Consider the following 13,769-nt stretch of genomic DNA (forward strand, 5'->3'; position numbering starts at 1 on the left):
CGCGAGTAAGAAAGATATGCCGTGACCATAATCCAACCGTTTCCCGAGTCTATTGCGCTTTTTCTGAAGGCGTACAAAAGTGATCGCCAAGACAATCTACTTGATGCTGTCGAACATTATAAAACCTGCCTAAATGCAACCCAACCAGAAGAAGTTCAACTCACTGTTTTCGTCAATGGTCTATTGGCGTCGGTTTATAACGACTGTGGCGACTACCAATCGGCTTATGCGTGTTATGCAAAGACGTTAGAGAACTTACATCTTGTTGATGACAACATTCGAGCGCTCATCTACTGCAACCTAAGTGACATGCATTTGAGCTTAGGGAAGTTCGAAGAAGCCAAACAATATGCACGTAAAGCGGTAACGTCATCTCAGAATGCTAACCGCCAGTTAGATTGTGCGGTGAGCTACCTTAACCTCGCTTATGGTTGTGCGTATACCGGAGAGTTTGACCAAGCGATTCGAGCAATCGCTGAAGCGAAGAAGATAGCCGAGTTACTCTCAAGCAATAGAACGTTCGCACTGTGTCACGGATACCTAGCCCAAACTATGGTTCAGCAAGGTAGGGTTCAACAAGATGAAGTTCAACAGGGCGGTTTTACTCCAAGTGATGTGCTTGATGCGTTCTATCAAGCGGAACAGTATTTCCTGAAAATCAACGACGACCATAATCGAATGGAAAACTTGGTGTGTTGGTTTCGATATTTGGTGGAAATAGGAGAGCTTGAACAAGCTCAAGAGCGATGCCTTTTCCTAGAGCAGAACTTTGAGCTCAAAAACAGTTACCACTTCTACAGTATTTACGCGAAGACCAAGGCGAAAATCTTTCACCATCGACAAGATTGTAATGGTCTCGCATCACTGCAAACAGAACATATTGAGCTTTCAGAAAAATACCTCAAGGCTTACGAACGCAAACAAAGCGATCGTATTTTGCAAAGCGTGGATACTTTAAGAGACAAGCAACAGCACGAAGTGTTTACCCAAATGCAAAAGTACATGGGCGCGATTACCGATATCGGTCAGTTCATTGCTACCGCTCCAGACCTTTATAGCGTGCTTCCTGAAATCCTAAGTAAGATAAACACGATTCTGCCGACGTTCGAATTCGGTATTGCGCTGTACGATGACGAGTCCGACATACTCGACTATCAGTATTTTGTCGATACTCAAGGTTTGGTACAAAACCTTAAGGTCACTTGCCAAGATAACCAAACCGTCGGTACTTATGTGATTCGTAAGCGCGCGACCGTGCATTTGAACAGCGTCACCGATGATGCATTAGAGCCCTATGTCGACAAGGCCTCACGTAAAGACGATGACTTGGTGGTTGTCAAAGACAAGCCAGATACCAACTCCATCATTCTGACGCCGATCATTCTCAATGAACGAGTAATAGGGCTGTTGTCCGTACAGCATCATTTACCCAATCAGTACCAACAACACCATTGTCAGTTAATCGAGCATTTGGCGAGTTTTATTGCCGTGTCGCTTGAAAATCAAAAGCAACGACAGCGCTTAGAGAGTGTCAATCAAACGCTTGAGGTGTTGAGCACGACAGACCCATTAACGGGTTTATCGAATCGATATCGACTCGACAAAATTACACCTGTGTTGATTCGTAATGCTTATACGCACAAACGGTCACTTGCAGTATTGATGATTGATATTGATGAGTACAAAGCCTACAACGACTTTCACGGTCACTTACAAGGAGATGAAGCGCTTCGTATTCTTAGTCGTTTACTGAGAAGTACATTCTCGACCAAGAACGATTACTTGTTCCGATATGGCGGGGATGAGTTTATGGCAATCTGCTTTGGTCAAAGTAGCGAAGATATCGAAGAGAAAGTCGTTACGCTTAGAGATACCTTGTCTGAGTTGGCGTTAGTTAGCCCAAAAGCGATCAGAGCCAAGCAGCTTACCTTATCAATCGGCGGGGTAAACGTTGAGCTTGTTAGCGACAACGTCGACAGCAACTTCAAAATGATCTGTGACATCGCAGACAAGCAACTGTACCGAGTAAAAGAAAGTGGCCGTAACAATTATAATCTAATCGACTGTTATCTGAATAACTGCGACTTAGCCAATTGTCCGTTAGATAAGCCAACGGTCGTTTAAGCTACTCGGTATATCAATCTAGTTTTTCAGTACGAACCAAAAAAGAAGCCCGCTTATATTTAATATAAGTGGGCTTCGTCTTTTTCTTGGCAAGCTATGTTAAATCAAGGATGTGCAAAATCAAACACGACCTTGCAATGGAATGATCGTCACTCTTTCACCGACTTTGACAGTATCAACCGCTGGTGAGATTTCGATTAAGCAGTTTGCTTCGCTCATTGAACGTAGAATACCTGAACCTTGTTTACCCGTCGTCTTCACTTCAAGCACACCAGATTCGTTCATTGAGAACACACCACGGCTGAACTCAGTACGACCTTGGCGAGAACGTAATTGTTCTGTAGCAATCGCATTCGCTTTCACTGGTGTCCAGTTCGTTTGACCTTGCAGCTTACGAATTGCAGGCTCAACAAAGTTAATGAACGACACCATCACAGCAACTGGGTTACCCGGTAAGCCGAAGAAAGGTTTATCTTCAATTTTACCGTAAGCAAGAGGGCGACCCGGGCGCATGTTGATACGCCAGAAATTAATCTCACCCAACTTGTCCAACGCAAGTTTGATGTAGTCAGCATCACCAACAGACACACCACCAGACGTCAGAACCATATCAGTTTCTAAAGAAGCCGCGTGAAGTACATCCATCATCTTCTGTTCGTCATCTTCAATGATGCCGTAATCGACGATGTCACAACCTAGCTTTTGAAGCATACCGATAATAGTAAAACGGTTTGAATCGTAGATAGAGTTTGGCTTCTGCTCGCTACCAGGTGCTTGAACTTCATCACCCGTCGAGAACACGCCCACTTTCATTTTACGGAGAACAGGGCAGGTACCGAAACCCAGTGACGCCATCATCCCCATTTCTGGTGCTTCGATTCGTGTGCCACGCGTAAAGACAGGTTGACCGATCTCGAGGTCTTCACCCGCCATACGGACATTTTGTCCTACTGAAATTTTCGCATCTGGGAAACTAACTGTGCCGCCTTCTTGAACGGCTTGCTCACGCATCACAACCACATCAACACCTTCAGGCATTGGCGCGCCAGTCATGATCTTAACGGCTTCACCTTGTTGAACGGTTTGGTCGTAGCAGTGACCAGCCATCACTTCGGCAACAACACGGTAGCTATCTAGCTCTAAATCTTCACCACGAATGGCATAGCCGTCCATCGCAGAGTTAGTGTTCTGAGGCACGTTGATTGGTGAGATAACATCTTCAGCCAATACACGACCATAGCCTTGCTCTAACGCAACAGATTCAATCAGCTCTAGTGCATCAATGCTATCAACAATCTTTTGTTGGCCTTGAGTCACCGTTAGGCCGGCTGGAGAGAAAGAGTCACAACACACAACTGGCGTATTGTCTTTTGATGATGCACACGTAGCGACTTTACTTGTTTTCGAAGCAGGGTCGAACGATTGAACATAGTCGATGATGAAATCACGAATCGCGTCTAAGTCGCTGATCGCCATTTGTGGCAGGTCGGATTCAACTTTGCTGTCCGCAGCGATAGCAATGATGTTGTCATCGTTTGGATAAAGCCAAGGTTTGCCCACTTCGTCGCGGTGAAGCTCAATCTTAGGGAAGGCGATGTTCTTGCAGCCTTCAACCAAAATTAAATCGAGCGTGTTGGTATCAAAACGTGTAAGCAGATAATCAAAGTCTACTTCGGCTTCTGGCGTTTCTGTCATCATCACGTGACGGTTACGTGAAGCGATCAGCATTTGATTTGCGCCAGCTTTACGCAGGCGGTAGCTGTCTTTACCCGGCGTATCTACATCGAAATCGTGGTGAGCATGTTTAAGAACACCCACTTTCAAACCGGCGTTGGTAAGCAAAGGCAGTAACGCTTCAAGTACGGTAGTTTTGCCTGTACCGCTGTAGGCAGCAAAACCCAATAAGGGAAGGTTAGGGCGTTTTTTTGAATCTTTCATTATTGAAGCGTTCCGAATTGGGTGAGTTCTTCTGGTGTATTGAGATTTACAAAGCAGTTTGGCGCGTCGCTAAAATCGACGTACTCAGTCACACACTCTTTGTACAGCAAGATGATCTTGCGGTCGCCACGTTCTAAAAAGGCTTCTAACTTTGGAAGTACACGCTTGTGAAATAGGGTAAACACAGGCTGTTTATATTCACCATCGTGAGCCACAAGAATATCGCTGTCTTCTTTTACCGCAGCGCAAAAACGCTCGACAAGGTCGTCACTGATTTGAGGGCTGTCGCAAGGAACAAAGCCAACCCAATCTGTCGCCGCGTTTTTAAGGCCAGCGTGAATACCACCCAAAGGACCTGGGTAATCAGGGAATGAATCGGAAACAACCGGAGCGAATGCTTGGTAACTGTCTAAGTTACGGTTGGCATTGATGGTGATGCTGACATCTTGTTGTGACAGCTTGTCTATAACGTATTGAATAAGCGGGGAACCGTTGAGCTCAACGAGTCCTTTATCTTTTCCGCCCATACGGCTGGCTTGTCCGCCAGCCAAAATAACCCAACTAGTTTGCGTTGGAAGCAACATAAATATTCTCTTGTGCTTTGTTCTTTTTAATTACTTGCAGAAGCGGTGATTCGGTCAAGGTATTGTCTTTGATCCACCACTGCTTCTTGCACAAATCGGTTAACGCGTTGGTTTGGTGACTGGTAATGACTAAACTCGCGCCTCTCTGAAGAAGATCTTCGGCCATAATCACCAATCTTTCAATAGATTCTTTGTCTAAAGAAGCACTTGGTTCGTCCATCAGCAAGATTGAAGGCTTAAGAATCCAAGCTCTTGCCATTGCTACGCGTTGACGCTCACCACCAGACAGCACGGAAATGTGCTCGTCTGCTAGGGTTTCTAAACCTACCATCCTCAAAGCATTAATTATTTGAGCTCGCTTATCTTTTTGGCTCTCTTTGTTAAAGCGAATGCCATAAGCGACATTTTGGTACACAGAGCCATCAAATAGGTAAGGGGTTTGATGAAGATAGATGATGTCTTTGAATTTTAGCCTAGGAAACAGGTTGTGTTGCCAACTTTGTGTTGGGCATTGAATACGGCCAGAGCTTGGTTTGATCAAACCTGACAAGATTTTAAGTAGGGTTGTTTTGCCAACACCGTTGTCACCCTTCAGATAAATAGCGTCGTTAGGGCCGATCGACAGCTCAGGGATATGGAACAAAACACGCTCTTTGTAGCGCATTGAAATTTGCTGCGTTGTTATTTTTATACTCATGACAGCGTTCCTAAGTTCTTAGATAGCCTTTTCCTCTCACACTGGAAAGGAAAAAGTTAAGGGCTAATGCCAATGCCAATAAAACCATGCCAAGCGCGACACCTTGTGCGAATGCGCCTTTGTGACTTTCCATAGCAATAGCCGTTGGGATATTTCGAGTCATTCCCATAATGTTGCCACCGACCATCATTGAACAACCCACCTCAGTTACGATACGAGAGAAGGCAGCAATGGCAGCTGCAAGTAGAGGAAAACGGGTTTCCCAAATCAAGGTACACGCGACTCGAGTCGTTGAGACACCAAGAGTACGTGCCGTTTCTACTGCTCGACGGTCACTGGCTTGCAGCGCACCGTGCATCATAGCAACCAGAATAGGGAAGCAGATCAGCATCTGACCCAGAATCATCGCCTTTTGAGTGAACAGCAATTGCCAGTCACCTAATGGGCCGGAACGAGAGAGCATCATGTACATCAGCAAGCCAATTACCACGGTAGGGATAGCTTGTAAGGTGTTGATCACCGACAGCAGCGCCCATTTACCGGGGAACTCGGTATAAGCCAATATGAAAGCCATGATGATTGCAGGAATAATCACCAATGAAATGGCGGACAAAGATACGCTGAAGGATACCGCTACAATTTGCCACAGTTCTTGGTCAAAACTGACTAGTAAATTTAATGCATCAAGCGTTGTTTGCCATAGGGTCATGAAGTATCTCGTGTGAATCGATAATAGGTCTTTATCGGTAATGACTGATGTTAATCATAGCTGACACAATATTATTGAGCCTATATTGGCCAGCTATTGTTTCTTTAATCGCTTCAGTTAACTGATTAGTTAAGCGTAGTGCTAATTGGAATTAGCACTTACAACAAACCATTCTCAGCTTGTTATAAACGAATCTACGCTTACGAAAAACTATTCTGCGCTTGCTACAAACAGCTGTTTGCCATGCAGTTTAAAGTCGTTAATCAGTTTCTGACCTTTAGGGTTCACCAACCAATCACTGAATACTTTCGCTGCTTGGTAGTTAATACTTGGGTAGCGCTCAGGGTTAACAAGGATTACTTGGTAAGGATTGAATAGGTTCTTGTCGCCTTGGAAAAGGGTTTTAAGATCCAATTTGTTTTGGTAAGCCAACCACGTGCCACGGTCTGTCATGGTGTAGCCTTGCATTTCAGACGCCATGTTCAGAGTAGGGCCCATGCCTTGACCAACACTGCGGTAGCCACCAAAGTTTGGTTCCATTTTGGTTTGTGCCCAAATGCCCATCTCTTTCTTGTGCGTACCTGAATCGTCACCACGAGACACAAACGTCACGTTATTGGTTGCGATTGCTTTGAAGACATCAGCGACTGCTTTTTGAGATTCAACTTTTGCCGGGTCACTTTGAGGGCCAACAATCACAAAGTCGTTGTACATCAGTTTACGAGGTAAAACGCCGTAGCCTTTTTCAACAAAGTTCGCTTCAGCCTTTGGTGCGTGAGTCATCACCAAATCCACATCGCCATTTTCACCCATGCGAAGAGATTTACCCGTACCCGCAGCAAGAACATCTACTTTGATGCCAGAATCTTTTTCGAATTCAGGCAGTAGGTAATCCAGTAGGCCAGAGTGGTAAGTGCTTGTCGTTGTCGCAAGCTTGATATGCGTGGTGTCTTCTGCGCTGCTAGCCGAGTAACTGACGATAGATAGAGCTGCAATAGTTAGGGGAATTGCTTTCATTATTATTATGTCCATTCTGTTATAAATGAATGACATGCCTTCATTTTAAAGGGCTCAAAGAAGGGCATGTACATAAGATGCTAATTCTTGTAATTAGAAATCATCACCTTATAAGCAAGCTTAATGCCAATAAATGATGCATCAGATTTCATTAAATTGCTGTTATTTCGGACAAAACTGCGCCATTTGCCCCTATAAATTGAATCAAAACATGAGCTAGGACAAAATGTCGCACTTTGACCCTGTTGATCAAAAGGTTAATTGGTACACTCTGTCCCAACTTTCCCTATCGGCTGATCATTATGTCTTTACCTAGTTCAAGTACGTCTCATCTCAATTCAAACACATTGACTCAATATCAGGCATTTTCTGTCTTAGTTGTTGATGATGAAATTGGGATGCAGGCAATTCTTAAGAAAGCACTAGGTAAGTACTTTGGCAAGGTATCGAGCGCAGGTTCAGTAGAAGAAGCCGAGGTTCTGCGTTGCAACGAACACTTCGACCTCATTGTTCTAGATATCAACCTTCCAGGCCGTTCTGGTATTGAATGGGAAGAAGCCTTTAACGACAGTGACCGAAAAGCTGATGTGATTTTTATGACTGGCTATGCCGATTTAGAGATGACCATCTCGGCACTTAAGCTTGGCGCTTCTGACTTTATCCTAAAACCGTTCAACCTAGAGCAGATGATACAAGCTGTGCTGCGCTGCATGGATAAACGCCTAGACCAAAGAATGCAATACGCGTTGAAGCGCGATGTTAGCCGTCATATTAAAACCGAGCTAATCGGCAGTTCAGACAAAACCAAGCAACTTAAGCTGCTCATCAGCCAATTCGCGCCATCAAGAGCATCGGTTCTTATTGAAGGCGAATCGGGCACAGGTAAAGAGTTGGTTGCACGTGGCGTGCATGAAGCCAGCAAGCGAACAGGGCCGTTTGTACCAATTAACTGTGGCGCTATTGCTCCAGAACTTTTGGAAAGCGAATTGTTTGGTCACACCTCTGGCGCGTTTACTGGTGCGAAGAAGAACCGTGAAGGCTTATTCAGAGTGGCGAGCGGCGGCACACTTTTCCTTGATGAGATTGGTGAAATGCCACTGCCAATGCAAGCAGCGCTTTTACGTGTGTTAGAACAACGCACAATCCGACCTGTCGGCAGTGAGAAAGAGATTGCAGTCGACGTACGTGTCGTTGCAGCGACCAACCGTAACCTTCAAGAAGAGGTCGATAAAGGGCACTTCCGTCGCGATCTCTTCTATCGATTGAATGTATTGAAGATTGATGTGGTGCCACTAAGAGAGCGTCCGTCTGATCTAATCGAGCTTGTTCCATACTTCACTCGTCTATTATCAAGTGAGCTAGGCATGCCCGTTCCAAACTGGGCACATGAAGACATCTTGGCGATGAACGAATACGAATGGCCGGGCAATATCCGTGAACTTAAGAACTTAGTAGAGCGCTGCATTCTGCTAGACAAGCCACCAGCTCACTATTGGCGTGAAGTAAATGGCGACCCAGCACCAGCCAGTATATCAGTGACGGTGTCACACGGCGCGGAAGTGCCAAACTTGAATAACTCTGACGCCGCGGAGGGCTACCCAAACACTTGGACGCTTAAAGAAGTCGAAAAATCGCATATAGAACAGTTGGTGAGTTTCCATGATGGCAATAAGTCTGCTGCAGCGAGAGATCTTGGCGTTGCACGCAAAACGCTAGAGCGTAAATACAAAGATTGGAATACAGAAGGCTCTGGATATGCCGATTAGACGTCAGTGGTGGTCAAAGTGGGCGTTCCGTTTCAAAACTATGGTGCGTTACCGCTTACTGTTTCTGACATCTGCACCGATCATTCTTACGTTGTGTGCACTTGTTGCTATCACGTTGTATTGGTCAATTCATTACACGTGGCAGGGTGCGCTGATCGATGTTGATGAGCGCCTAGACGTAGCGGACAACAGTATTCATCTGATTCAAAGCCAACAGGCTTATAACGTTCGTGCCTTTGCTGAGTCATACAACTTCCGAGTCAAACTCACGAGTGATCTTTCGCAAGAGGATCTTATTCGTTGGGTTTCTGAAAACAAATCTCGCTATGAACTCGACTTTCTTCGCTGGCGAAGTGTTGAGAGCATGGAGAAGAAGCTCGAATACTTAAACCTGACCCACAAAGAATCGTTTTTCAGCGTATTGAGTCAAGATGAACTCAATACCTTAGATCGTGATCTCGCAAAGAAAGCTGAAGTGCCGATGCTCAAAGGGAAGAGCGTTGAAACACGAGGCTTAGTCAGTCGCACCGTGGTTTCTATTCGAGATAAGAATGAACACGTGATCGGCTTTCTTGATGGCGGCATTCTGCTCAACAACAGCACACAGCTTGTCGATCAAATCAGCAACTTGATCTATCCGCAACGCGATGGGTTCAACCGCCGTATTGGTACTGTCACTGTATTCCTTGATGAACTACGTGTCAGCACCAATGTACCTTTAAGCAGCGAAGACAGCGCAGGGCGTGCGATTGGTACGCGTGTTTCACACGAAGTTCACTCCAAAGTTTTAAACGAAGGCAAAGAGTGGCTAGACCGTGCGTATGTTTATGACGCTTGGTACATCACGGCTTATCAACCCATTCATGACCAGTTCGATAATGTGATTGGCATGCTTTATACCGGTTATCTGATTTGGCCGCTTATCGAAACGTATCTGACTAACCTTGGCGAAATCAGCATTACCATCGTACTTTTATTGTTGGCGTCTGGTTTGATCGTTCACCGCGGCGCGCGTGATCTTTTCAACCCAATCGAACGCATCCATAAAGTGGTCAAGCTAGTGCAGATGGGGCAGGACAAGCGAATTGGTACGCTCGGCTTAGATGATCAACACGAACTCACATTGCTTGCTAAGCAGTTCGACAAAATGTTGGACTTACTTCATGAACGTAATCAAGAGATTCAACAAGCGGCTTCTGAACTGGAATGCAAAGTTCACTCACGTACGGCAAGCTTGAAAGAGAAAACTGAAGAGCTCGAACTGCACATCAAACTGCTCAATCAAGCCAGAGATAAGCTGGTGGTGAATGAAAAGTTAGCTGCGCTAGGTGAATTGACCGCGGGCATTGCCCATGAGATCAATAACCCAACCGCTGTGATTCTTGGCAACGTTGAACTAATGAAGTTTGAGCTAGGTGATGAAGTGAGCCGCGTAGAAGAAGAAGTCCACGCCATCATGGAGCAGATTGACCGTATCCGAAACATCACACGAAGCCTGCTTCAATACAGCCGACACGGCGGTGTACAAGATGAGATCACTTGGCAACACATCAACCCAATCGTGGATGAGAGCATTACGCTTGTGAAAACGGGTGCCAAGAAGAAAGGGATTGTGTACGTATCACAGTTACACGCGAAAACGTCTGTCGAAGTTAACCGAAACCAATTGCTGCAAATTCTGGTTAATCTACAGATGAACGCGATTCACGCAATGGACGGACAGGGCACATTAACGATCTCAAGTGAAGACTGGGTCGAGAATGGCGTGTCTCATGGGGCAATTGTTCATGTGGAAGATGAAGGTTGCGGCATCAAGGAAGAGCAGCTGAAACGCATTTTCTCGCCTTTCTACACCACCAAGCGAGATGGCACAGGCTTAGGCTTATCCGTTTCTCAAAGTATCTTGAGCCAAACGGGCGGTGAAATACGTGTTGAATCCGAAGTCGGTAAAGGAAGTCGATTTAGTATCTATCTTCAACAAAAAGCCACACCTCAATTGCTTGTATCAAATCTATAAGTACTAACAACCAATTCACCGATATTATCACCCGATAATATTTCTAACGCGCTTGGGCTATTACGCGAACGTTTTAACCCAAGCACGAAAATCCCGCACTACTAATCTATCGCCAGCCAAATCTCAACCTTTGCCTGTTTGACGTATACCTCTTTTTGGTTATGTAACACAGTGTATATCTTTCGATCTTGATGCATATCATCTGGACTGTACGAATTTTTGATAACTTGGTCGAAAATCCATAATCAAAACAAATAATAAAGTCAGTCAGCTATGAAATTAAGTAACCTATCTATCAAATCAAAACTCGTCTCCATCGTCATTTTATCGGTCGTTCTACTGGCAATGGCATCCACCTTTAATTTAATGCAGCAGCGAGCGAGCTCTATGGAAGAGCGACAAGATAAGCTCAGTGCGCAAGTCGAAACCGCGGTAAGTTTGGCAAGCTACTATTACAGCCAACGCGGTGTACTAGGTGAAGAGGTCGCAAAGGATCGTGCGCTACAAGCCATCAAGACGCTTCGCTATGACAACACCAATTACTTCTGGATTCTGAACCAGCAGCTCAACATCATCAGCCATCCGCTAAAGCCAGAGCTTAACGGCACCAATGCCGGAAACCTGAGAGATGGCGCAGGTAAGCATCACTGGCGCGAGATGGTGACTATTTCGCGTACTCTGGAAGAGAAAGGCTTTCTTGATTACCAATGGATGAGCCCTCAAGGTGAACTCAAAGACAAGATCTCATACGTTCAGTTATTTCCAGAATGGAACTGGGTAATCGGCTCTGGAATCTTAGTCGCGGATATCCAAGAGGCGTTCTATGCCTTAGCCATTAAGGAAGGAATGGTAGCGGTTGTTTTATCAGGCTTACTATTCGCTATGGGCTACGCTATTTCCAACAACATCCTTGTTCCACTGAATAAGCTTATCGATAACACCCATAAGATTGCCGATGGCGACCTTCGTGTGCGCATGAACATGACACGTAAAGATGAGCTCGGTGATATGAGCCATCAGATCGATACCATGCTCGATAAACTGCAAAGTACGCTTCGCACAGCCAATGAGTCAGCGGACTTATCGAGCAATATGGCGAGTCATATCGCGCAAGCGAGTGAAGAGGCTGCAACCAGTGTTAACTCCCAACACGCGCAACTTGAATTGCTGTCTACTGCGATGACAGAGATGAGCGCCACTATCTCAGATGTAGCAGTCAATGCAGAGAACACAGCCGCAAGCACCAATAAGGTCGTCGACCATGCAAATCAGAACGACGAAAACATGCAGATAACGTCGACAACCATCTCTCAGGTTTCAGAGAACATCTCGACAGCGAATAACCTAGTCAAAGATCTGCAATCTGGTGTGACTGAGATTAGCCAAGTTGTTGGTGTGATTCGTGATGTATCAGAACAAACAAACTTGTTAGCACTCAACGCAGCGATAGAAGCAGCACGTGCGGGTGAGCAAGGTAGGGGTTTTGCAGTTGTGGCTGATGAAGTGCGTAATCTAGCGAGTCGTACTCAGAACTCGACCAACGAAGTTCAAAGTACGATTGAAAAATTGACTCAGCAAGCTGAGCGTACCTTTAAAGCGATGCAAAGCAGTAATGAGAAAGTAGATCACAGTGTCGTGGCTTCGAACGAAACACGTCAGCAATTGGATGTGATAGTGAATGAGCTGCACAACGCTAATGACATGGTGGCGCAGATTGCCGCAGCGTCGGAACAACAGAGCACAGTAGCGACGGAAATGAGTGAGAGTGTCACTGGTATTCACTTAGCGGCTAATGAGGTACTGCAAGCCTCACAATCGCTGGCAGAGGATAGTCAGAAAATGGCCAACACCACAGAGCATTTAACAGAACAGTTGAAGTACTTTAAGGTGTAACCCAAAAGCACTTAGCGTTTACAAAGACAAAACCTCATAAAAAAACACCTCCGTACTTGAGATAAGTTCGGAGGTGTTTTCGTTTATCACTGACTAGGAGATTAATTCACTCTCCGAGCATTAAACCAACTGCGACTAATGCGCTGCCACTGAAATCTTCGGTGGGTTGATGTTGTGCTTCTTAAACTCTTTCATCACACGCAGGGTAATGTCGGTCTCAAACAACTTCTCATACGCGGTATCCACCACATAAGCCTTACACGTCAACTGTATCGCGAGGTAGTTGTCGGTGATCGTCTGTTTAACCAGAACAGTCACGGGCTTTGGTAAGTGGATGTAACGACTTGAAGACGCCGCTTCTTGAATCAAGTCACGGGCTAGGGTGATGTCTTCATTCATTCCGACATAAAACGGAATCACCACTTGCATATCCAAGGCACCATAATTACCACTGGTGGTCACTTCGTTTAAGAACTTGTTGTTCGGAATCGTAATGATGTCGTCATTCAACGTTCTCATACGTACAGAACGTAAACCGATAGTGATAATGTCGCCGTAGTTACCTTCAAACGTGACGCGGTCACCAACTTGGAATGGTCTATCAATCATTACCGTGATACCGGCGATGAATGATGCTGCCAAGTCTTTAAGCGCAAAGCCAACTGACACGGCGAGGGTACCACCAATCAGAGCCAGTATTTGGTCATTGATTCTAAAGCTCATCATGAACACGATAAGACCCGTGCTCACATAGATGAAGAACTGCATAAACGACTGAAGCTTTTGCAGCAGCATTCGGTATTGCACGAATTGGCTACCAAAGCTCGTCACCATCGAATTAATGAACTTAAGCAATAACCACATCGCAGCAATCACGAGGATGGAGAAAAACACGCCACTCCACCTTATCAAGCTCGCGATCTTCGAGATATTTTCTACATTGGCTAACTCTTCCGTTGCGTAAGTCGGGAAACTTACCGCCGTCGCTAAGCCAACAAGTAATAGGACAAATAACTTCTTCATT

General features: G+C 45.4%; 10 protein-coding genes. 4 read left to right on the forward strand and 6 right to left on the reverse strand.

Features of this window, described 5'->3' with window-relative positions; all coding sequences use genetic code 11:
- Positions 1 to 21 precede the first annotated feature (21 nt).
- On the forward strand, positions 22 to 2,124 hold the full coding sequence (locus ITG10_RS17045) for a GGDEF domain-containing protein (RefSeq protein WP_017629909.1): 2,103 nt from the start codon (positions 22 to 24) through the stop codon (positions 2,122 to 2,124).
- Positions 2,125 to 2,244: 120 nt separating this feature from the next.
- Here ITG10_RS17045 and ITG10_RS17050 read toward each other — a convergent pair whose 3' ends face one another.
- From ITG10_RS17050 to ITG10_RS17070, 5 genes are all read right to left on the reverse strand, one after another.
- The gene (locus ITG10_RS17050; RefSeq protein ID WP_017629910.1) at positions 2,245 to 4,062 is read right to left on the reverse strand and encodes a bifunctional molybdopterin-guanine dinucleotide biosynthesis adaptor protein MobB/molybdopterin molybdotransferase MoeA; all 1,818 of its coding nucleotides are present in this window, start codon (positions 4,060 to 4,062) and stop codon (positions 2,245 to 2,247) included.
- On the reverse strand, positions 4,062 to 4,646 hold the full coding sequence (mobA, locus tag ITG10_RS17055; RefSeq protein WP_046224284.1) for a molybdenum cofactor guanylyltransferase MobA: 585 nt from the start codon (positions 4,644 to 4,646) through the stop codon (positions 4,062 to 4,064). Before mobA ends, ITG10_RS17050 begins: the two co-directional genes overlap by 1 nt.
- Positions 4,624 to 5,343, reverse strand: a complete 720-nt coding sequence (locus ITG10_RS17060) for an energy-coupling factor ABC transporter ATP-binding protein (protein ID WP_017629968.1) — start codon at positions 5,341 to 5,343, stop codon at positions 4,624 to 4,626. The genes mobA and ITG10_RS17060 overlap by 23 nt, the downstream gene beginning before the upstream one ends.
- A 10-nt stretch (positions 5,344 to 5,353) precedes the next feature.
- On the reverse strand, positions 5,354 to 6,052 hold the full coding sequence (locus ITG10_RS17065) for an ABC transporter permease (protein WP_132968372.1): 699 nt from the start codon (positions 6,050 to 6,052) through the stop codon (positions 5,354 to 5,356).
- 210 nt (positions 6,053 to 6,262) lie between these two features.
- Positions 6,263 to 7,069, reverse strand: a complete 807-nt coding sequence (locus ITG10_RS17070) for a substrate-binding domain-containing protein (RefSeq protein WP_017630259.1) — start codon at positions 7,067 to 7,069, stop codon at positions 6,263 to 6,265.
- 302 nt (positions 7,070 to 7,371) lie between these two features.
- Between ITG10_RS17070 and ITG10_RS17075 the strand changes: the two genes are divergently transcribed.
- From ITG10_RS17075 to ITG10_RS17085, 3 genes are all read left to right on the forward strand, one after another.
- Complete coding sequence (locus ITG10_RS17075; RefSeq protein WP_026084182.1) at positions 7,372 to 8,835, forward strand: sigma-54 dependent transcriptional regulator; 1,464 nt, start codon at positions 7,372 to 7,374, stop codon at positions 8,833 to 8,835.
- On the forward strand, positions 8,825 to 10,852 hold the full coding sequence (locus ITG10_RS17080) for a cache domain-containing protein (RefSeq protein ID WP_248386550.1): 2,028 nt from the start codon (positions 8,825 to 8,827) through the stop codon (positions 10,850 to 10,852). The genes ITG10_RS17075 and ITG10_RS17080 overlap by 11 nt, the downstream gene beginning before the upstream one ends.
- Positions 10,853 to 11,125: 273 nt before the next feature.
- On the forward strand, positions 11,126 to 12,745 hold the full coding sequence (locus ITG10_RS17085) for a methyl-accepting chemotaxis protein (protein ID WP_026084181.1): 1,620 nt from the start codon (positions 11,126 to 11,128) through the stop codon (positions 12,743 to 12,745).
- A gap of 135 nt (positions 12,746 to 12,880) precedes the next feature.
- On the opposite strand, the gene ITG10_RS17090 is transcribed toward ITG10_RS17085, so the two are convergent.
- Positions 12,881 to 13,768, reverse strand: coding sequence for a mechanosensitive ion channel domain-containing protein (locus ITG10_RS17090; protein ID WP_248386551.1), 888 nt, complete (start codon positions 13,766 to 13,768; stop codon positions 12,881 to 12,883).
- Between the last annotated feature and the right edge of the window lies 1 nt (position 13,769).

Source organism: Vibrio sp. ED004 (assembly GCF_023206395.1).
Lineage (GTDB): Bacteria > Pseudomonadota > Gammaproteobacteria > Enterobacterales > Vibrionaceae > Vibrio.